Annotated in this window: 19 protein-coding genes; 11 read left to right on the forward strand and 8 right to left on the reverse strand. The window is 38.3% G+C overall.

Annotated elements, in window-relative coordinates:
* Positions 1-1,720 precede the first annotated feature (1,720 nt).
* Positions 1,721-4,489 carry an S-layer homology domain-containing protein gene (locus QRN68_RS22540; protein ID WP_285399339.1) on the forward strand — a complete coding sequence of 923 codons (2,769 nt, stop codon included), beginning with the start codon at positions 1,721-1,723 and terminating at the stop codon, positions 4,487-4,489.
* Positions 4,490-4,598: 109 nt separating this feature from the next.
* Here QRN68_RS22540 and QRN68_RS22545 read toward each other — a convergent pair whose 3' ends face one another.
* On the reverse strand, positions 4,599-5,237 hold the full coding sequence (locus QRN68_RS22545) for an NAD(P)-dependent oxidoreductase (protein ID WP_285399340.1): 639 nt from the start codon (positions 5,235-5,237) through the stop codon (positions 4,599-4,601).
* A 439-nt stretch (positions 5,238-5,676) separates the two neighbouring features.
* Between QRN68_RS22545 and QRN68_RS22550 the strand changes: the two genes are divergently transcribed.
* The 3 genes from QRN68_RS22550 (at position 5,677) to QRN68_RS22560 (ending at position 7,953) form a co-directional block, all read left to right on the forward strand.
* On the forward strand, positions 5,677-6,438 hold the full coding sequence (locus tag QRN68_RS22550) for a MerR family transcriptional regulator (RefSeq protein WP_285399341.1): 762 nt from the start codon (positions 5,677-5,679) through the stop codon (positions 6,436-6,438).
* Positions 6,439-6,528: 90 nt separating this feature from the next.
* The gene (locus tag QRN68_RS22555) at positions 6,529-6,978 is read left to right on the forward strand and encodes a TraR/DksA C4-type zinc finger protein (protein WP_285399342.1); all 450 of its coding nucleotides are present in this window, start codon (positions 6,529-6,531) and stop codon (positions 6,976-6,978) included.
* A 48-nt stretch (positions 6,979-7,026) separates the two neighbouring features.
* On the forward strand, positions 7,027-7,953 hold the full coding sequence (locus QRN68_RS22560) for a dipeptidase (RefSeq protein WP_285399343.1): 927 nt from the start codon (positions 7,027-7,029) through the stop codon (positions 7,951-7,953).
* A 49-nt stretch (positions 7,954-8,002) separates the two neighbouring features.
* On the opposite strand, the gene QRN68_RS22565 is transcribed toward QRN68_RS22560, so the two are convergent.
* Positions 8,003-8,923 carry a 1,4-dihydroxy-2-naphthoate polyprenyltransferase gene (locus QRN68_RS22565; RefSeq protein WP_285399344.1) on the reverse strand — a complete coding sequence of 307 codons (921 nt, stop codon included), beginning with the start codon at positions 8,921-8,923 and terminating at the stop codon, positions 8,003-8,005.
* Between the two features lie 617 nt (positions 8,924-9,540).
* Here QRN68_RS22565 and QRN68_RS22570 point away from each other — a divergent pair.
* From QRN68_RS22570 to menB, 4 genes are all read left to right on the forward strand, one after another.
* Positions 9,541-10,926, forward strand: a complete 1,386-nt coding sequence (locus tag QRN68_RS22570) for an isochorismate synthase (RefSeq protein WP_285399345.1) — start codon at positions 9,541-9,543, stop codon at positions 10,924-10,926.
* Positions 10,919-12,643, forward strand: a complete 1,725-nt coding sequence (menD, locus tag QRN68_RS22575; protein WP_285399346.1) for a 2-succinyl-5-enolpyruvyl-6-hydroxy-3-cyclohexene-1-carboxylic-acid synthase — start codon at positions 10,919-10,921, stop codon at positions 12,641-12,643. Before QRN68_RS22570 ends, menD begins: the two co-directional genes overlap by 8 nt.
* Positions 12,631-13,440, forward strand: coding sequence for a 2-succinyl-6-hydroxy-2,4-cyclohexadiene-1-carboxylate synthase (menH, locus tag QRN68_RS22580; protein ID WP_285399347.1), 810 nt, complete (start codon positions 12,631-12,633; stop codon positions 13,438-13,440). The genes menD and menH overlap by 13 nt, the downstream gene beginning before the upstream one ends.
* A 63-nt stretch (positions 13,441-13,503) precedes the next feature.
* A complete protein-coding gene (menB, locus tag QRN68_RS22585) occupies positions 13,504-14,322 on the forward strand; it encodes a 1,4-dihydroxy-2-naphthoyl-CoA synthase (protein WP_053485078.1) in 819 nt (272 codons plus the stop codon).
* Positions 14,323-14,630: 308 nt separating this feature from the next.
* Here the strand turns inward: menB and QRN68_RS22590 are convergent, their stop codons facing one another.
* The gene (locus tag QRN68_RS22590; protein WP_285399348.1) at positions 14,631-14,753 is read right to left on the reverse strand and encodes a hypothetical protein; all 123 of its coding nucleotides are present in this window, start codon (positions 14,751-14,753) and stop codon (positions 14,631-14,633) included.
* Positions 14,754-14,843: 90 nt separating this feature from the next.
* On the opposite strand from QRN68_RS22590, the gene QRN68_RS22595 reads away from it, so the two are divergent.
* Both QRN68_RS22595 and QRN68_RS22600 read left to right on the forward strand, forming a co-directional pair.
* Positions 14,844-16,271 carry an o-succinylbenzoate--CoA ligase gene (locus QRN68_RS22595; RefSeq protein ID WP_285399349.1) on the forward strand — a complete coding sequence of 476 codons (1,428 nt, stop codon included), beginning with the start codon at positions 14,844-14,846 and terminating at the stop codon, positions 16,269-16,271.
* Between the two features lie 480 nt (positions 16,272-16,751).
* Positions 16,752-17,972 carry a transglutaminase domain-containing protein gene (locus tag QRN68_RS22600; RefSeq protein WP_285399350.1) on the forward strand — a complete coding sequence of 407 codons (1,221 nt, stop codon included), beginning with the start codon at positions 16,752-16,754 and terminating at the stop codon, positions 17,970-17,972.
* On the opposite strand, the gene QRN68_RS22605 is transcribed toward QRN68_RS22600, so the two are convergent.
* The 4 genes from QRN68_RS22605 to ytzI form a co-directional block, all read right to left on the reverse strand.
* Entirely contained in the window at positions 17,920-18,951 is a 1,032-nt protein-coding gene (locus QRN68_RS22605) for a metal ABC transporter solute-binding protein, Zn/Mn family (protein WP_285399351.1), read from the reverse strand. The two genes, QRN68_RS22600 and QRN68_RS22605, sit on opposite strands and share 53 nt — an antisense overlap.
* A gap of 108 nt (positions 18,952-19,059) precedes the next feature.
* Entirely contained in the window at positions 19,060-19,293 is a 234-nt protein-coding gene (gene yidD / locus QRN68_RS22610; RefSeq protein WP_285399352.1) for a membrane protein insertion efficiency factor YidD, read from the reverse strand.
* Positions 19,290-19,451: a hypothetical protein gene (locus QRN68_RS22615; RefSeq protein ID WP_285399353.1), complete on the reverse strand. Its 162-nt coding sequence runs from the start codon at positions 19,449-19,451 to the stop codon at positions 19,290-19,292. The genes yidD and QRN68_RS22615 overlap by 4 nt, the downstream gene beginning before the upstream one ends.
* Positions 19,452-19,521: 70 nt before the next feature.
* Complete coding sequence (ytzI, locus tag QRN68_RS22620; RefSeq protein ID WP_285399354.1) at positions 19,522-19,668, reverse strand: YtzI protein; 147 nt, start codon at positions 19,666-19,668, stop codon at positions 19,522-19,524.
* A gap of 138 nt (positions 19,669-19,806) precedes the next feature.
* Here ytzI and QRN68_RS22625 point away from each other — a divergent pair, with 138 nt between their 5' ends.
* Positions 19,807-20,124: a transposase gene (locus QRN68_RS22625; RefSeq protein ID WP_285399356.1), complete on the forward strand. Its 318-nt coding sequence runs from the start codon at positions 19,807-19,809 to the stop codon at positions 20,122-20,124.
* 251 nt (positions 20,125-20,375) lie between these two features.
* Here QRN68_RS22625 and QRN68_RS22630 read toward each other — a convergent pair whose 3' ends face one another.
* The gene (locus tag QRN68_RS22630; protein WP_285399357.1) at positions 20,376-21,854 is read right to left on the reverse strand and encodes an ABC transporter substrate-binding protein; all 1,479 of its coding nucleotides are present in this window, start codon (positions 21,852-21,854) and stop codon (positions 20,376-20,378) included.
* Positions 21,855-21,884: the final 30 nt, after the last annotated feature.

Raw genomic sequence — 21,884 nt, forward strand, 5'->3', positions numbered from 1 at the left:
CGCCCTTTCACGGCGGTAACACGGGTTCGAATCCCGTACGGGTCATACTAAAAAAAGCAGTAGATGTAACTTACATCTACTGCTTTTTTGATTATTAATGAAATTATAGATTTTTAATTGTGGATAACCAAGACCATAGTTTTCGTGTAGGCTAAAGCGCTCGTTTGCATCATCAAGGTCGCTTTGATCCCTCGGACAAAAGTGGTGGATCGCTTACTTTTGTTTCGGTCTCTCCAGCGCTTGTCGGATGTAAAAGAGCGCTTTCATGCATTTGTTCTTGTTAAGGAAATTATAAAATTTGTACTTGTTTTATCGAGAGATTCATTGAATTTATCGCCCAACTTGTAAATTTATCAACATAACACGTCCTAATAGAGGTTTTGCCTGTTAAGTAACTTTGTAATTTGCTTATTCAATAAATATAGCTCATTACGATTTCTTCAGTAGATGTTTGTATGGAGATCGTTATGAGCTTTTTTTATTCTAAGAGATATGTGTTGCACTTGCTTTTAAGATTCGTTTAACGAATTTACCGAGAGAATTCTCCTTCCTCAAGCGTGTGAAGAGCGTTAGCCTAACGTAGGTGGGAGATGAATTTCGGTTTGGCATAGCCAAAAACTTTTGATTAACTAGCTATATGAAGTTCTTTGATGACTTGATATATGAGGTTGCAGGAAGAAAATAGAGTGCGAAAACCAAGCCATTCGGCTCTTGCGTAAAATATCAACCGTACCAAAAGAGCGTCCAAGCGTTGGACATCTAGGGTTGGAACACCACGAAGTAACGCATAGGGAGACGAAAGGTTGCTTTCGTCGTGGAACTGAGAAGCTCCCACTTCAAGCTTTGCTAAGTGGCAAGTAGTTCACTCATCGCTCTAGACTACTAAAAACCCAGGTGTGTTGATTAACCATTTTTATCCACTCTGATTAATTAGAAGGCTCGGATTTCCGCTACGGGTTACTCGCTTTGCCGCTGCCGCTTCGCTTTCGCGCAGAGCAAGGCTTCCTGCGGGCGAGCGTCGAGCCGCTTCCACCGCTGTGCTTCATGCATGGTCTCGTCTGTCTCGCTTTCCCGCGGGAGTAGCCCTACGCTACAATCAGTTAAAATGGGAATACATTAGCAAAATAGCAACAAAAAGGCTCTTCACCAAAACGTGTGGTGGATTTCTGTTTCGACCGGGCGCTTTGCTGCTGACGCTCCCTTTCGCGCAGATAAAACATTTGCCGCTGACGCCACGCTTTCGCACAGAGCAAAGCTTCCTGGGAGCGTCCGATGAGCCGCTTGGGCCTACAAGATGTAGGTCACGAAGGCGTTATCACAGGACGTGATGTTTTTAGCCTTCGTTCCTCTTCTGGCTCGCTCCAGGGCCTCATCTGTGACGCTGATCCTCAAGGAGTCGCCCAGCCGGAACGAAGGTCAACTAATATACAGCGCATATATTTAAAAAAATGTCATCCATAACTTTTGGTGATGAGCCAACAAAAATCCTTTTATCACTCAATAATAAACCCGTTTTTGTCCTAATCAACATGCCTGCTAAAAATTATTTCTTATCATCCTCATCTCTATGGACAAACAAACTTCGTGTAACTTCAAATTGCTTAGTTTATTTATTGGACAAATAATCCTTGGTAAATGACGATAATATTGGTATATCCTTTGGAATAAATCTATCTTTCTTTTATAATGGAGATGAATAGAATTGTAGGAGGAAATAAATATGAAAAAAAAGCAAAGTAAATGGATTGTAAGTGCAGCTTCTGCTGCATTGGTTGCCGCGGCTGTTGTTCCTACTGCAAGTGCAGCTAACTTTACAGATATTGCGAAAAGTGACCATAAAGAGGCTATTTTGGCATTAGCAGATGCAAAAATTATAGGTGGGTATCCAGACGGCACATTTAAGCCAAACGCAACCCTTACAAAAGGTAATGTAACGAAATTTTTAGGGAAATGGCTTGTATCTGAAAACTTCAATGTGCCAGCAGATTACAATAAAAAAGTACGTTTTACAGACTTGCCTACGTCTGCAAAAGATAAAGAATTGCTACAATATGCAGCACTTATATATGATAATGGCATTTACAAAGGGACTAACAACAAGTTATTACCTTCCCAGAATATTCCACGTGAACAAATGGCTTCTATCTTAGTAAGTGCGATTGAAGCAGTTTACGATATCGATTTAATTGAAATGTATAAAAAAGAAAACTATAAATCTTCTATTACAGATTTAAAATCAGCTTTACCAGAAAATCGTGAAGCTATTATTGCATTAGAATATGCAAAGATTACAAATGTAAAAGCATTTAATCCGAAAGGCACACTAACACGTGGTCAATTTGCGTCATTTTTACATCGTTCGATGACGAATATACAAGATATGGTGAAAAAACCTGAAGTGCCATTACTCATCCAAACAGTTAAAGTTGTAGATGCAAATACACTACAGGTAACATTAACAGATGGAACAAACCATAAGGTAACTTTGGCAACGCCGCTTATTGAAAATGTGCAAACAAAAGTAGACTTCAAAATTAATGACAAACCATATTCCGCTGTTGTGATATATGAAGTCAATGAGCTAAAAGTACAATCAATTGAGGGCACTAACGCCTCACAGATTAAAGTTGTTTTCAACCAAGCAATTGACCCAGCCTCAGTGTTAAAACCAGATGGGAAATTACAGGATAATGTTGTATCTTTCTCTAATGTGGATACTTTAAAAGCACTTTCAGTTGTGAAAACAGAAATCAGTGCTGATAAAAAATCAATCATCTTTACAGTTAATGAGCCATTAAAAGGTACACATCGCTATGTGTTAAATAACATCAAATCAGAAAAGGGCTTAGTGCTTAACAAAGTAGATGCGAATTTCGTCATTGCTGGGGATATACAAGCGCCTACTATTATAGGGACAACGCAAGGGAAAAATTCTTCAATCGTTAAAGTGCAATTCTCTGAACCAATGGCAGCATTTCCTAATGAACGCATTCAATTCACATTACCAAATGGTACAAGGGTGGCAAATGTAGTAGGCAGCATTGAGCAAAATGCAACTGAAGCAACCTTTGACTTATCAGCTGCAACAGTAAATGGTAGTTATTTATCACCTGGTACAGCTATGCAGATTACATTCGTAGCGGCAACAGATTTGTCAGGAAACATAATTTCACCAAACCCTGCTACTGTATCAGTGAAAAAGGGAGATAGAGATGGTGTTGCGCCGACATTATCTACTGTCACACAAACTGGACCAAATACGTTCCAGCTATTGTTCTCAGAGGAGATTCAACAGCTATACCCATATGATCTTTCAATCAAAAGCGGTCAGACTTCAATTTCCGTGAATAAAGTAGAGAAAGATCCTAAAAATGGTCGTTTATTTAATGTTACGGTTGATCCAAAAAGTATACTTCAAGGAATTACAACGATTGGGACAGCTTCTAGCCGTGTAATTACTGATTTATCAGGTGAAACAGCAACATTCTCAACAGTGTATAACTTTATAAGAGATGACAAAGCTCCTGCACTAATGAGTTCTGATATAGTTTACGAGGATAATGTAGAATATTTACAATTAACTTTCGATAAGCCAGTACAGTTGGGAACATACCCAAAAGCATCATTTACTGGAAGCTATATGAATAACCACATTTTGTATGAGTTATCAAGAGGACCTCAAGGTGATATTTATAGCGTAAAAGATCAACCTACAAAATTACGTGTAAAAATAGCAGGACTGCTAGGCCCTTATGATTTAAAGGGAGCTTCTTATGATGGCAAACTATTTTTATCTAATGTTACAAATTTATACGGTGTGCCAATCAATGAAGTGCCAAATGTCAAATTTTCACGTAATGGTGATTTAAATGTTAATGGTAATAAACTAGTATTGACGCAGTACAATCCAATTCAAACATCTGCAACAGATTATTCTATTAAGGATAATAATATTGTTTATTTAAATTTCAATTATCCTGTTGATCCAGCACTAGCTCAAAACGTTCAAAATTATATGATTGATAATGCTCAGGTAGAAAGTGCAGTTGTAGAGGCATCTAATTTAAATCGTATTAAGCTAACATTGAAAAAGGATTCGAATTATTTTAGTGGCATACGTAATTTCACGATTAAAGGCTTAAGAGCAGCAAACTCTATGGAATCATTCGACGAGGTGAGAACTTCAGTTAATCTTAAAGAAAATGTTGCACCAAAGGTTGTCAATGTTAATGTTAGCAATTCACAATCTTTAGAGGTTGTTTTTAGTGAGCCAGTAATAAACGTTAATAGTATGGACTTTGACATTGTTGTGAATGGTTCTACAGTAGGGGCAACTACCTATCCACAAGGCAATGATAAAGTGTTGATTACAATACCACAAGGTTTATATGGAAATGTTACGATTCAAGCCTCATCTCGTAATGGTATTATGGATTCTAGTGGGAATAAGTTAGATTTCACTTCACAAACAATTACATTATCAAGATAAAAGGAATTAGAATTTCCTAAGACATCATGTGGTAAATCCACACTAAAAAATAGCATGCTAGAGGTATTCTTAGCATGCTATTTTCTTATGTCAATTTATTGATACTAGACTAATTGGAGATGAACGGTGCTTTGTGTATGTACTGCGTGTTATTTACTTGATCAATGATAAAGGTGGCTATATCTTGATTAGTAATTTTTGTACCAGGCATATCAGTAAGGTTTTCCATGATCTGATATGATTTTAAACTATCTTTTACAAATGGTAATCTAATTAATGTCCAGTTGATCTGTTTATTATGTAATAAAATTTCCCATTCTAATTTTTTATCCTGCATCATTTTTGGCAAGAAAACTTCAAATATTTTTGCTCCAAAACGATTCAAAATGCTCTTTTTGTCCTCATGAATAGTTAAAGAACCACCCGACACACCTATATAACGACTAATGTTTAAATCTTTCATTACATCAAGAATATTTTTAGTTACTTTGCTATATATTTGTTCTCCTTTAGTTGGTTGACCAAATGTATTAATGACGATTTTACAATCTTTAAGAAGCTCTCGGATACTATTTATATCTTGTACTTGCCCTTTCACTATTTCAATTTTCTCATTTTTAACTAACAACCTTTCTGGATTTCTTACAAGCATCCGAACATGGTATCCTTTCTGTATGGCATGAGTTGCTATATGTCTTCCTACTTTCCCTGTTCCTCCAATTATAGCTATCTTATAAGGGCTATTCATTATATACCTCCAACTAAGCGTGATACTAGATATACCGCCAAACCTAACGAAAGGTTTCGGATTTTTCTATTTTTTACTAAGTTATGTAAAATTAGGGCTCGACACCAAAAGTTTTTAAAAATATATGCACTGTATATTGGTTAATCTTCGTTCCTGCTGGAGCTAGCCTCGCGAGTGAAGCGGCTCATCGGACGCTCTCAGTCGGAATGGAAACCGACCACACGTTATGGTGATGAACCAAATATCATTACCAAAAATCTGGGGTGGCATTTGTTAAAACGTGTGCCACGGCTATAAGATGATTGGATAAAGGCTGAATGCCCCCAGAAAAGCGCCCAGTCAGAATGGAAAACAACTCAACGTTATGGTAATGTGCAAATTTTTCTTGACCTTAACGTTACGTAAAGATTTACAGTAGCATTAATGGAGGTGAAAAAGTATGGAATATACAATTCAAGAGCTTGCCCAATTGTCTGGGGTTAGTACAAGAACACTGCGTTATTACGATGAAATTGGATTACTGAAGCCAGCAAGAACCAATGAAGCAGGCTATCGATTTTATGGACAGTTTGAGGTTGATATGCTCCAGCAAATTTTATTTTATAGAGCATTAGATATGAAGCTAGCAACAATTCAGGAAATTATTCAAGCACCTGATTTTCAACATACAGAAGCACTCAAAACGCATCGTGCTGCTTTACTAAAGCGCAAGGAGCAGCTTGAAAAGATATTACAAACAGTGGAAAAAACAATTCAATCTATTGAGGAGGAACAGCCAATGACAAATGAAGAGAAATTTAATGGATTTAAAGAGAAGCTAATCGAAGAAAATGAAAAGCAATATGGTCAAGAAATTCGTGCAAAATATGGTAACGAAACAGTTGAAGCGTCGAATGCTAAGGTGATGAATATGACAGAAGAGCAGTATGAGGCAATGCAGCAGCTAGAACAGCAATTATTTGATCGTTTAAAAGAAGCGATGGAGATTGGCGATACCAAAAATGATGTGGCAATGGAGGTAGCAGAGCTTCATAAGCGTTGGCTAAGCTTTTCGTGGTCACAATATTCTAAAGAGGCACATGCTGGTATAGCGCAGATGTATATAGCAGATGAACGATTTACAGCTTATTATGATGAGCGCGTTTCTCAGGGAGCCGCACAATTTTTACATGATGCTATAATCAATTTCGCCTTAGCGTAATTATACGAAAAAATAAGTGATTCCTTCTTGTGCTTTAATGTTTTAGAAATATTTATTTAGGAAAAAATGAAGGCATGAGGAGGAGATTTTTTGAACCCACAAGTAATGGAGAAGTTAAAAAAGCAATTAGAGCAGGAACTACAGGAAATAGAAAAGCAACTTGAGGAATCGGAACGTCCGCAAGCGACAGAGCTATCTAATTATGATAATCATCCGGCTGACAATGCGAGTGATTTAACGGATCATCTAACGGAAATGGTAATTGATGAGCATCGCAGTGACAATGCTGAGGAAATAAAGCGCGCACTGCAAGCGATGGAGGAGGGTACATATGGCAAATGCGCTGTATGTGGCGAAGAGATTCCGATTGGTCGCTTAGAGGCTATGCCGAAAGCATTGACGTGTGTAGAGCATGCGGAGCAAAAAGATGACGGTTTAAGACCAGTGGAAGAAGATGTATTGTCTTCAACACCAAAATCGGATGATTTCATAGAGCTTGAGGAATTCGGCTCTTCTGATACACCTCAAGATAAAAGTTAGTAAGCATTTCCGCTCACAGGCTGTATAATAGCTGTATGGGGTGAGAATATGGACATAATTGATTTACACTGCGATGCGCTATTGAAATTAACGACTTTAGAAGCAGTAAAATTTGAAGATGATGTACGGTTGGCTGCTAATCGAGGGAGATTACAATTAGGGCAAGTAAATGCACAAGTATTTGCAATTTTTATTAATCCTGAAATTCCGCAAAGTATGCAATTTTTAGAGGCAGTGCGCCAAATAGAAGCATTTCATACACATGTATTACAGACTGAGGGCATGGTGCATATTACGGATTGGTCGCAATTAGACACTTTAGCTCCACATGAAATTGGTGCCATTCTAAGCTTAGAGGGTTGTGGCCCAATCGGCGACGATTTAGCAAAGCTTACTGCTATATTAGATGCTGGTGTGAAGCTTGTTGGACTAACTTGGAATGAAGAAAATGCTGTAGCCCACGGTGCTGAACAGGATGCAAGTCTGGGCTTAAAACCATTTGGTAAAGAAGTAGTAAACTTGCTAAATGAACGAGATATTATTATCGATGTTTCTCATTTAAATGAACAGAGCTTTTGGGATGTGTTGCCACTAGCGAAGCATATAATTGCTAGCCATAGTAATGCACGTGCAATTTGTGATCATCCCCGAAATTTAACAGATGCTCAGGCAAAAGCACTTGTAGAACATGGAGGGCATATTCATGTCGTTTACTTCCCGACTTTTATCGGTGAAGATGCTACGTTGGATGACTTAGTTACACATGTGAAGCATTTAGCGAAATTAGTAGGAGTGGAGCATCTTGGACTAGGCTCAGACTTTGACGGGATAGATGCTACTGTAAATGGATTGGCACACGCTGGAGAGGCACAAAATTTACTAGAGGCGTTACGTGAACACTTTTCAGACGAAGATGTTCGTGGTATTGCAAGTAATAATTTTAGACGCTATGTAAAAAATGCAGCAACCCGTTAAGGTTGTTGCATTTTTTAACTTCTTTCAGTAGTTTAAGCCTTTGTGTTTCTTAATAAAAGAAATATTGAATTAATAAACCTATTGCTAAGAGGAAGCCGAAGAATGTATTTGTTTGCGCTGTAAATTTCATCGCAGGCATCACTTCTTTGGCTTCTTTTTTATCGCGGAAAATTTGAATCGCACGAAGTGGCTTCGGAACACTTAAGAAAATGAGTAGAGCACAAAAGGTAATACCATCAATTGCTACAAGAGCGATTACCCATAAGTACGAAACGACAAAAAAGCCAGAAAGTACAGATATTGCATTATCACGACCTACTAAAATAGCAAGTGTTTTTCGACCACCCTCTGTATCACCAACGATATCACGGATATTATTGGATAGCATGATGGCACCGACTAAAATCATACTTGGTACTGAAAGTAAAACAGCATCAAGTGTCACAGTAAGCGCTTGAATATAAAAGGCTATTAAGACAATACCCATCCCCATAACAGCGCCAGATACAAGTTCTCCGAATGGTGAATAAGCTATAGGGTAGGGTCCTCCAGTATATAAAAAACCAATAAGCATACAAACAAGCCCTACTGCAGCAAGCCACCAAGAGGTAGAGGCACATATGTATATGCCAAGTAGCATAGCGATTGCATAAAAGCTTAAGGCAATGATCATAATTGTTTTTGGTTGGACACCGTGACGCACAATAGTTCCGCCAATACCGACAGAATGTTCATTGTCTAGTCCTAATTTGTAATCGTAATATTCATTGAACATATTTGTTGCTGCTTGTATAAGCATACTTGCAATAAGCATAGCAAAAAATAGTCCAAAATCTATTGTTTGTTTTTCAATTGCTAGGGCAATTGCTGTTCCTAAAAATACTGGAACGAATGAAGCGGTTAAAGTATGTGGACGTGTTAAATGCCACCAAACTTTAAAACCCCTATCAGCTTCAATGACTTTGGTCATAAGGTCTTTCTCTCCTTCAAATGTTGTGGACTCTTCTTATTTTATACGAAGAATGATAAATTGGGTAGGTTCACAGCTTATTACATACAGTTCAGATCAATTATAACTTGGCATAATTACGTCCGGAATCGGCTTTGTGCTTAGGCCTGCGTGATGCAGGTCAGTTAGCCATTATCGCATGGATGCGATGATTTTAAGCTAACATCCTGAAAGAACTCCTTTCCGATTCCGTGACATCCGCCGGAAGCTTTTAACTTCTTTCAGCGGCTGTTTGGACACCCGTTGAAAAGTAGCTTATATCCGCATTCATCCTCACCACCTATTGAGGAGGGAGACTTCTGTACCTGTCGCTATGCTTTCGATACAAAGGACATTTGCTGAAAGAAGTTAAAAAAAATGATACAATAGAACAGCATTTATGAACTGGAAACAACAATTAGGATAAAAGCAACAGTACGAAAAATAGGCTGTCAAACAAATAATGACGGCTATTTTAACAAAAAAATATGCTGTGGTGAAAATATAAACGGTCACTTCATTATGCACTGACTTTGTCAAAATGTATTTGAACCGTGGCATCACTCATTATGTACATTGCAACAACGGAGGTAATTTTCATGCAACAGAAGTGGTACCAAGCCACAGAGGTAGAAGTGGACTCTTTGGGCCAAAGCCTTCATTTTTATATGGAAACAATTGAAGTAAGTCGCTTATCGGCTCTCGCATTTTATGCTGCGGGCGAGGAGCGTTATAAAGGTGAACGATTTTATTGGCAAAATAGAGAAAAAACGATGACATTAGTAGGGCTAGGACATGCCTATACGATTCAAAATAACGCCAAAAATGATCGCTTTGATGCAGTAGAAGCGGAATGGAAAAGTTTAACGAAAAACTGTGTAAAGGGGCAGAGCGAGCTGCAACCAATTTTGTTTGGTGGATTTACATTTGATCCACAAAATAATGTAGCTGGCGAGTGGACAGACTTTCCAGAGGCTTATTTTGCACTAGCAACATATCAGCTTGTCATACAAGATGACAAAGCATTTGTAAGCATTCATCTCATTACAAAAAATCAGCAAGCAGAGGCTCAATTTGAAGTACTACGTAAAGAGCGAGATCATTTAATTCATGCTGCTCAAGTAAAAGAAGTGAAAACGTATTCAAAGCCAGAAGTAACAAGTTATTTCGAGCCATATAAGGAGCCATATTTAGCTTCGATTGACCAAGTAACAGCATTGATTAAGCAGAAGAAGGCAGATAAAGTCGTTATTGCGCGATCATTGGCATTGCAATTTAAAGAACAAGTCTCTTCACCACAGGTACTATCACAAATTATTCATGAACAGCCAGAGAGCTATTTATTTGGTTTAGAGCGTCAAGAATTATTGTTCTTTGGTGCGTCCCCTGAACGTCTTGTAAAAGTAGAAAAGGGCCGCGCCTTTTCATCTTGTGTTGCGGGCTCTATTAAACGCGGTAAGACAGCAGAGGAAGATGAAGCCTACGGACAAAGCTTATTAAATGATTCGAAAAATGGTGGCGAGCATCAATATGTTGTCGATATGATTGCGGAAACTTTCCGTAAAAATTGTATTGAGATGAAAATACCAGTTAGCCCTCGTTTACTAAAAATTAGAGATATACAACATTTATATACACCTGTTGAAGGTCAGTTAAATAATGAGGCAACAATTTTACAACTGACAAAATCTTTGCATCCAACGCCAGCTTTAGGTGGTGTACCAAGGAAAGAGGCAATGGCAGCTATACGTAAGTATGAGCCTATGAATCGTGGCCTTTACGCAGCTCCAATTGGTTGGGTAGATGCTGAAGGAAATGGGGAATTTGCAGTGGCCATTCGTTCGGCTGCGTTATTAAAGGACAAAGCTTATTTATACGCTGGTGGCGGTATTGTTGCAGATTCAGAGTCACAATCTGAATATGAGGAAACATTAGTGAAATTCCGTCCGATGCTTCGTGCGCTAGGAGGACAATTACATGAGTGAACGGAAAATTTTAACAGACTATGTTTATAAAATGGTAGCATCATTAGTGCAAGCTGGTGTAGAAAACGTTGTTGTCAGCCCAGGGTCACGTTCAACACCTTTAGCTTATGCATTTGCTTCAACGAAACAGCTCCATATGTATCGTCAGGTTGATGAGCGCTCGGCTGCCTTTTTTGCGCTAGGAATTGCAAAGGCTACCGCGAAACCTGTTGTTCTTTTGTGCACATCGGGAACAGCTGCGGCAAACTATTTTCCTGCTATTGTTGAGGCAAGCTATGCTCGTGTACCGTTAATTGTGATCACAGCTGATCGTCCACATGAACTGCGAGAGGTGGGTGCACCACAGGCTATTAATCAGCCAAATTTATATGGTACAAATGTCAAATGGAGCGTGGATTTCCCGCTGGCTGATGGTGCTGCACCAACATTACCGTTTATCGAGCGCCATATTGCACGTGCGGTAGCGATGGCAATGAGCGCACCATTTGGACCAGTGCATATTAATGTGCCGTTCCGAGAACCTTTGTTGATTGATTTTCGAGAAGAGCTTCCAGAAGCAACATTTAAGCACAGTAGTATAGCTCAGTTAATGCCTTCAATGGCGACTCAACAGGAGCTATCGGAAATTTTAAGTGCGACTAAAAGAGGCTTTGTGATTATAGGTGAGCTAGCACTTGGTACAGATTTAACAATGATGTGGGAGTTTGTTCGCCGATTAAAATGGCCAGTCATTGTCGAGAGTTTATCGAATATGCGAGCTTCTGTCCCAGAGGATTGTCTACCATATATGATCACAACGTACGATGCAATTATGAAGAGTGAGGATTTTAAAGCATTAGTTGAACCAGATACGGTACTACGTTTAGGAGCACAACCTGTTTCTAAATTTATTATGCAGTTTATTACAAAATCACAGCCTAATGCTTATATTGTTGTTGATGAAGATCCGATGTTCCGCGATTCTACAAGCGTGTCTACTCATTTTATTCACGCAAGTATTGGTGAGTGGCTCACTCAATTAGAAATATCTGGAACAACATTAGAAGCAGAGTATTTAGCTGAGTGGCAGGATGCTAATGATATAGCCTTGGAGTATATTGAGCATTATGCTGAAGCTGCAATCGATGAGGGAGCAATGGTAAGCCGATTACTAAAAATGATCCCTAATGGCAGTGATATTTTTGTTAGTAGCAGTATGCCAGTACGTGATATTGATACGTTTTTAATGGCTACATCGAAGGATATTCGTATTGTTGCGAATCGTGGAACGAATGGTATTGATGGTGTCGTATCAACTGCAATGGGCTTTAGTCAAGGAAATAACCGTGAAACCTATTTGCTTATTGGCGATTTAGCCTTTTTACATGATGTCAACGGTCTTATTGCTTCAAGATATCAGGAATGCAACCTAACAATAATCGTAATGAATAATGATGGCGGTGGTATTTTCTCTTATTTACCACAATCTACAGTTGAGGCACATTATGAAGATTTGTTCGGGACACCGACTGCCCTAGAATTCTTTGATATTGCCAACATGTACGGAATGGACTATATACGCGTAGACGATATTTCAGAGCTATCAGTAAAGTTCACTACTATGAAGAAACGACCAATGCGCTTAATCGAAATTTTCACGAACCGAGAGGAAAATGTATATGCGCATCGGGCGTTGTGGAATCGCATTAATGCGGGGTTAAAAGCATGGCAAAGCTAATGATTCGTGGACTTGAAACGAACGTGGAAATCTGGAATGAAGAAGCACAGCAAACGCTTGTAGCCTTGCACGGCTTTACTGGCAGTACGGCTACTTGGCGAAATTTAGCGAAAGCTTTGCCGGATGTAAGAGTCATTGCTATTGATTTAATTGGACATGGTCAAACGGCAATACCTCAGCAAATTAGTCGTTTCTCTATGCAAGAGCAAATCCAAGATTTAGAAGAAGTTTGTAGTCAATTAGAGCTTAAAAAAATTACGCTGCTAGGCTATTCAATGGGAGGAAGAGTTGCATTATCGTATGCAATTTCCTACCCAGAACGTGTTGAAAAGCTAATTTTAGAAAGTGCTTCTCCAGGTTTACAGACTTCAGAGGAGCGTTCTGAACGTTGTGAGAAGGATAACGCTCTAGCTGAAAAAATAGTTCGAAATGGTTTATTATCATTTGTCAACGCATGGGAGAACATTCCTTTATTTCAATCCCAAAAGCGTTTACCCAACAGTGTACAAGAAGCGATACGGTCAGAACGACTATCTCAGAAGGAAGATGGCTTGGCAGGTAGCTTACGAGGCATTGGTACAGGGGTACAACCGTCGTATTGGCTGTCATTAGCTGAACTTGAATTTCCTGTGCTTTTAATTACAGGCTCACTAGATGAGAAATTTTGTAAAATAGCACTAGAAATGAAAGCGTTATTAAAAAATGTTAAGCATCAGACAGTAAATGATGCTGGGCATGCAATTCATGTGGAAAATCCCGCTGAGTTTGCTACAATAGTAGAGGAGTATTTAACGTAATGAAATTTTACGTTACCGCCTCGATTATGAACGAGACGAATATATTTTTTAGGAGGCAATTCAATGACACGTCAATGGACAAGTTTACATACTTATGAAGACATTAAGTATGAGTTCTATAACGGTATCGCAAAAATTACGATTAACCGTCCAGAAGTACGCAACGCATTCCGCCCAAAAACGGTAATGGAAATGATCGATGCTTTTTCACGTGCGCGTGATGACAAAAATGTTGGAGTTATCATTCTGACTGGTGAAGGTGAACATGCCTTCTGTTCAGGTGGAGACCAAAAAGTACGCGGTCATGGCGGCTACGTTGGTGAAGATGAAATCCCACGTCTAAACGTTCTTGATTTACAACGTTTAATCCGTGTTATTCCAAAACCTGTAGTAGCGATGGTTGCAGGCTATGCAATCGGTGGAGGACACGTATTACATGTTGTCTGTGACTTAACAATTGCTGCTGACAACGCTCGTTTTGGACAAACTGGACCAAAAGTTGGTTCATTCGATGCTGGTTATGGCTCAGGCTATCTTGCACGTATCATTGGTCATAAAAAGGCGCGTGAAATTTGGTACCTTTGCCGTCAATATGATGCACAGCAAGCACTTGATATGGGATTAGTTAATACAGTTGTTCCTTACGAGCAACTTGAAGATGAAACTGTACAATGGTGTGAAGAAATGCTAGAAATGTCTCCAACTGCTCTACGCTTCTTAAAAGCAGCGATGAATGCAGATACAGACGGTTTAGCAGGTCTTCAACAAATGGCTGGCGACGCTACTCTTCTTTATTACACAACAGATGAAGCTAAAGAAGGTCGTGACGCATTTAAAGAAAAACGTCAACCAGATTTCGGTCAATTCCCAAGATTCCCTTGATTATCTGAAGCGTTGAATGGCTCGTATCTTAATGAGATACGAGCTTTTTGTATGTCTGGAGGGGCGAGACGGATAGACTTGCTGGAGTGACGGATAGAAATGTCAGAGCGACGGATGGAATTGCCGAAGCGACGGATAGAAATGTCAGAGTGACGGATAGGATTGCCAGAACGACGGATAGATTTCAGAGCGACGGATAGAATTGCCGAAGCGACGGATAGATTTCAGGGCAACGGATAGAATTGCCAGAACGACGGATAGAAATGTCAGAGCGACGGATGGAATTGCTGAAGCGACGGATAGAAATGTCAGAACGACGGATAGATTTCAGAGCGACGGATAGAAATGTCAGAGTGACGGATAGGATCGCCAGGGTGAAGGATAGACTTCAGAGCGACGGATAGAATCATCAGAACGACGGATAGTCTCAACTAAAGTGATGGATAAACCTCGCAAACTGACGGATAGACGAATGATGCGATTAAGCGGTAAGATTAAGATTGATCGGAGGGGAAAACGAGATGTATCTAAATTGGATTTTACAGCGAGCATATTTAACACCGTTACGAAACGGTTTAACATATAATGGGCAAACTTGGACGTTTCAAGAATTAAATGATTTGTCTTTAAAGCGTGCTCGTCAATTAACTGCACTAGGAATTAAGCAAGGGGACCGTATTGCTATAATGGGGCCGAGTAAGCCTTCCCTTGTTATGATGATGTACGCATGTATGCATTTACAATGTGAAATGGTCATGCTTAATCGTAGGCTATCACATGCTGAGATTACCTATCAGCTAGAGGATTCAGAGGCGGTGGCAGTATTAATTGCAGATGAGGATATAGAAAAATTACCATCACATACGTTATATCATTTATTTTCTACTATAGAAAAAAGTACAGAATCGACTATCGACATTACGAAAGAATGGTCTTTAAACCAAACAACATCGATTATGTATACATCTGGTACGACTGGTTTTCCAAAGGGAGTTTGTCAAACTGTTGGAAATCACCAGGCAAGTGCAACGGCCTCTGTTTTAAATATAGGTTTGCATGCGGAGGATGCTTGGTTATGTGCTGTACCACTTTTTCATATTAGTGGCTTTTCTATTTTAGTGCGTTCATTGCTGTACGGCAATAAAGTGCATTTATATGATCAATTTGATGCAGAAGCCATTTCCCAAAATATAATGGATGGCGAAGTTACACATATGTCAGTAGTCGCCGTCACATTGGAAAGGATTCTACATACGCTTGAACAGAAAAATGCACAAGCTTCACCGAAATTCAAAATGATGCTAGCTGGCGGTGGACCTGTGCCAGTGGATTATTTAAAAAGAGCTCATGCATTAAATTTAGCTGTAGCTCAAACGTATGGTATGACTGAAACTTCATCACAAACGGCAACATTAGCAAATGAAGATGCGATGCAAAAAATTGGTTCAGCGGGAAAACCATTATTTTTTAATCAAATTCGCATTGCTGAGCCAAATGAAAATGGTGAAGGGGAAATTTGCATACGTGGCCCACATGTTACACCAGGGTACATTGGTCGTTTTGCCGAAAAAGAAGCGACGATTGATGGTTGGCTTCATACTGGGGATATTGGCTATATAGATGAAGATGGTTATTTATTTGTCATTGATCGTCGTGCGGATTTAATTATTTCAGGTGGCGAAAATATTTACCCTGCTGAAATAGAAAATGTGCTACTTACACATCCTGCTGTAAAGGAAGCCGGAGTATGCGGCATTGATGATGATGAGTGGGGGCAGGTACCGATTGCTTTTGTTGTATTAAAAGAACAAGTTCAGATAGAGCAAATACACGCATTTTGTCAACAGAAGCTTGCTAAATATAAAATACCAAAAGAAATTATTGTTATAGACGAGCTCCCGCGAAACGGCGCCAATAAGCTACTTCGTAGAAAATTAATGAACGAATAATAATTGTTGCGGCGCTTCACTTTCGCATAGACGAAATCCTTTTACTTATTAAAATCTTTAATGAGCTGCAATTTTGAGATTTATCGAGAACTTTTGATTGTTTATCGACCAACTTTATCGATTTATCAACCAACTTTTTTAATTTATCACCCAACTTTCGAAAAATATCGATATCTGCCTTCATGTACACTATCTGACTGCACTGATGATGACATAAGCATATTTTTTTACACAAAATTTAACATCAAAAAGCGCGAGAAATCAACGTTTCTAAATTGATTTCTCGCGCTTTTTAAGGTTTTGACCAGCCACTTTATTCGTTTTAACTTCTTTCAGCGGGTGTCCAAACATCTGCTGAAAGAAGTTAAAGTCTCCGGCGGATAAGTCATTTTTAGTAAATTTTTAGGGATTAAATTAATCATTCATTAACATAATAAGAAATGACAGGCATAAACTAGTTAGTAAAGGAGAATGACTCATATGAGAAAATATATATATAATGTCATCATTATAGTATTTGTTTTACAAATGAGTCATGTGCAAGTATTCGCAAACTACGAACAAAATAATATGGAAACAGCTAACTCAGTAGAGACACTACAATTTCAAATTCAAAAACAAGTTATGCAATTGTCTACTGAATTTGACATTCGTTATACTGGTGATACGTCGGAAATTAAAGATGAACTATCAGAGCTTACTAAACATGCTATTCAAGATCCATATATTTACGCCAATATTTCTAGTTTTAAATGGAAATATGATGGCTATGCCAATAATATTGTCATTAGATTTGAATTTACTTATCATATTTCACAGGAAGAGGAGGCATTTGTAGAACAGACTTTGACGAATATTATTGCACCTATGCATGGATTAAGTGAATTGCAGAAAATCCAGGCTGCACATGATTTTATCGTACTATCTGCTGAATATTCAAAGGAAACCGAAGGAAGTCAGTATTCTCCCTACACATTGCTTATGGAAAATAAGGGAGTGTGTCAGGCATATGCCCTAGTCCTTTATCGAATGCTAGAAATGCTAGACTTTGAGGTACAATATGTACCTGGAAAAGTAGGGGAACAGCTACATGCATGGGTGTTAGTAAAGCTTGATAATGCATGGTATCATATCGACGCTACGTGGGATGATCCATTACCTGATCAGAAGGGTGAGGTACGTTATAAATATTTTTTAGTTTCTGATCGCCAATTAGCACAGGATCACTCTTGGGACTATGCGAGCTTCCCCGCAGCAACAAGTGAAGCCTATATAGATCTTCAAAGAACTAGTAAGGTTGAAGTTCTTACAAAACCAATATTGGATAGTTATTTTTCTGTTGATAAAGGACTATCCATTTTAAGTAAAAATAAACAAATAGTAAAACAATTAATAGAACAGCCTAGACAGCTTTTAAAAGGTAGTAAAAGCAATGACTCTGCTCAGTTGCATCTAAATAAATGGGAACCCATCATTTTAGAAAGTAATATAGCGCAAATAAAGGCTGAGCAAAAGGAAAAACATGATATGGTAAAAATGAAAAAGAGGCTAATCAGTATTTATAGAACGGAAAAACGAATGCCACAAGAAAAATACGTCATAATAAAGGAGGTGCCCCATACGATTTTCGGGGCACCTCCTTTCTCATTTATTTTTGAGCATTTAATGCAGTATTTAAAGTTTGAATATTTTTTTTCATAAGAGTGAAGTAAGTTTCGTTATTTTTAACATCTTTCTCTGTTAAAACGCTTAAATTATGCAAGACAAGTGACTCTGCTCCAACCTCTTTTTGGATGACCTCGGCTAATTTAGAAGAGACATTTTGCTCGAATAAGATGTAGTGAATGTGCAAATCATTCGCTTTATCAACAATCGTCGTTAGTTCCTTTTGAGAAGGTTCACTTTGTGAGTTTAAACCTGCTATTGGAATTTGTTGTAGGCCGTATTGACCAGCGATATAGCCAAATGCTGAATGTGATACGAAGAACGTCTTCTCTTGCGCTTTATCAGCCATTGCTTTAAAATCTTTGTCTAAATCTTGTAGTTCTTTTACTAATGCCTCGTAGTTAGCTGTAAATGTAGCTTCTTGTTCGGGCATTTTTTCAACTAGAGCGTTTTTAATGGAAAGTGCTAAGTCTTGACTGATAATTGGTGATAGCCAAACATGTGGATCTACATTTCCGTGATCATGATCGTCATGTCCGTGTGCGTCTTCGGCGTGGCTATGCTCTTCTTCAGTTGTAGCATGGTCGCTATCATGCTGTGCTTCCTCTTCATCAGCATGTGTGTGACCAGTGCTGACAGCTAATTTTTCATCTGAAACTTGATCTGCTGTTGCAACCATTGTTACATCTTCATTAGCTAGAGTCTTTTTGGCATTTTCAACAAAGCCCTCAAGCCCTAAGCCAATATAGAAAAATAAATCAGCATCTGCTAGATTCATCATATCTTTTTGTGTTGGCTCAAATGTGTGTTCATTGGCGCCAGCAGGGTAAATGGAAGAAACCTCTACAAAATCGCCACCAATTCGTTGAGCAAAATAACTTAATGGATAGACAGTTGTGTAAATTGTTAATTTATCCTTTTTATCTGACTGTTTAGATGTTGATGTTTTATCACCACAGGCAGCCGTGAATAGGGCAAGAACTGCAACTAAACTTAATAAAAATACTTTTTTCATCTTGTAGTTTACCTCTTTCAAATAGTAATCGTTACGATTTGATTTTTAGAACAATTTCTATAATAACGCACATCTGACAAAAGTACAAGAAAAAATGACCCTCGAAAATTATTTCTTTTTCGAAGGCCATTTTTCAGGCACAGGATCAAAGCCTCCAGCATGGAATGGTTGGCATTTTGATATACGCTTAATCGTTAAATAGAATCCCTTAATGGCACCGTGTTTTTGAAAAGCTTCAAGCCCATAGGAGGAGCATGTAGGATAGAAGCGGCAGGATGGCGGCGTCATTGGTGATATGAATTTTCTGTAAAACTTAATGAGCCATATAAAGGGATATTTCATATTTGTTTATCCTTTTGTTGAGGGTTGACCTGCTCAGGCTTAGCATCGATAGTCTGTGTAAAGAGATTGCCTTTTTTCTTTAAGAGGACAATGACAGAAACGCCAAACATAAGCATCATCATGGCAATCATAATTATTATTGGTAATGGTACTCCCATTTCGTTCACTCCAAATTCTATTTGTTAATAATATTATAAAAGAATACCTTTAAAAAATGTACAAATTGAACTAGTCTTTATCAGGATGAAAGCTTTGCTCAGGTTTTTCATCAACTGTATGTTTAAAGGCGTATGCGCGATTGACACTAATAATAGTCGCGACCGTTATTAAAATAACGATAATCGCTGCTACAATTAAAAGCGTGATTAAACTCATGGCATTCCCTCCGTTCCGTAATCATCATATCTATTATAAATTAGATAATCTTACTTAGTTGTGAAGGAAGTTTGACATTCCAGCGAATAAAACGGCACTTTTACCTCCATACTATGGAAAAAGGAGTGTTTTGTAGAGATGGAGCGTCACCGTGTATATTTTTCACTTGCCAATAGAACGTATTATACAAATCCATATGCAGGACCGTGGAACTTTGAACTCAATATAGACCGACAAGCGTTAGACGTTTTTGAAAAAATTTTTCAGCAAATGCAGCTGTTAGAAATTTCAAATGCATGGCGTGCACAATTGCCATATATACAATATCATCTTGATAGAGAAAATGATGAAATTGATTTACGATTAAAAAAAATCTATGCACTCGTTCATGAATATGGGGATGCGGATACGAAAGCATTTGTGGAACAGCTACCTTACTTCAATAAGCGTGTTTAAAAGTAAGAGGGTCACTGAAAAACTTCAGCGACCCTAATTTACTGCTAACAACTAGCTTTTTCGAGTGAATTCTCTTCATACGAATAGAAAGGAGGCGGCGTGCATCTCCACTTTCTTATTTAGAAACTGAAACGTTAGTTCCATTAGGATGTACGATTTGTAAAGAGTTATCTGCAGAAACCTCAAATCCTTTTACCTTTTTGTTAACACCAGCAACTGTTTGTGTTGCCTCTAATTCAATACGTGGAACATCAGCTAAAATCAGCTAAAATCAGCTTTAAAGCTTCTTGATATAATTTTGCACGTTCTTCTTGTACAACTGTTTCAGAAACAGCACGTTCTAATAATTTATCGACCTCTGGATTGCTATAGCCTTTACCATTACCTAAAGCGCCAATTTGCTTTGTATGGAACAATTGATATAGGAAGAAGTATGGATCTGGATACCAAGTCCAACCACCAATATTCATTGGTGCTTTTCCTTTGGCAACTGTGTCACTATAAGTTCCCCACTCAAGAACTTTAATGTCAACGTCAATGTTTAAGTTTTCCTTTAATTGACTTTGAAAAATAGTTGCATATGGTACACGTGCCTCTGATACATAAATTTCTGTTTTAAAGCCATCAGGATATCCTGCCTCAGCTAATAATTTTTTCGCTTCCTCAGGATTGTATTTTGGTACTAAATCAATTAAAGATTTATCATAGCCCCATGAGCCTGGTGGTAGAGGTAAGTAAGAAACAACACCGCCGCCCCATTGGTTAACACCGGAGATAATTTCTTCAACATTCGTTGCTTTATAAATAGCCTCACGCACTCGTTTATCGGCTGTTGGACCAACCTTATTGTTAAGGTCAAGATAGACAATCGATAAACCTGGATTAGTTAAAAGCTCAAAATTGCTATCTTGGCTAATAATTTCACGGTTTTGACCTTTTACATCCATAGCAATATCGATATCACCAGAACGTAATGCATTTGTCAACATGTTTTGATCAGAGATAAATTTCATTGTTAGGTTGTCAATGTGAGGTTTTTCATCCCAGTAGTTTTCATTACGCACTAGTTTGACTTCTTGATCTTTTTTCCATTCAGTTAATTGGAATGGACCTGTCCCTATAAAATGCTCAGAGAAATTATCTCCCCAGCCTTCAACTTCTTCTTTCGGAATAATGACATTACCTGCATCCGTTAACATAGCTAATAAAGCAGCATTTGGAGACGCTAAATGAATTTCAATCTCTTGATTAGAAATTACTTTTACTTCTGTTACACCACTTAAACGATTCATCGCAGATTCTTTTGCAGAACGCTCTAATGAATACTTTACATCTTCAGCCGTCATATCACGACCCTCTTGGTATTTACCTTTTTGGAACTTTACGCCTTCACGTAATTTAAATGTATAAACTAACATATCATCTGAAACTTTCCAATCCGTTGCTAATGAAGGAATAATCTCTGATAAATCTTTATTATAAACAACTAAAGTGTCAGCCATTTGGCGCATTACCTGTGATTCATAAACCCCTGTATATTTTATAGGGTCAAATGTTTTAGCATTTGCCGAAAGTCCGACATTTAATGATCCGCCAGACGTAGCTTCTCTATCTTTTTCTTCAGACGAGCCTCCTGTATCTGATTTACCGCCACCGCATGCAGCTAAAATACCAATCATTAAAGTTAATAACAGTAGTGCTAGGGATTTTTTAACATTTATTTGCTTCATATTTGCTGGCCTCCTTGTTTAATGTTTCAC

Source organism: Lysinibacillus sp. fls2-241-R2A-57 (assembly GCF_030209535.1).
In the GTDB taxonomy this organism is placed as follows: domain Bacteria; phylum Bacillota; class Bacilli; order Bacillales_A; family Planococcaceae; genus Lysinibacillus.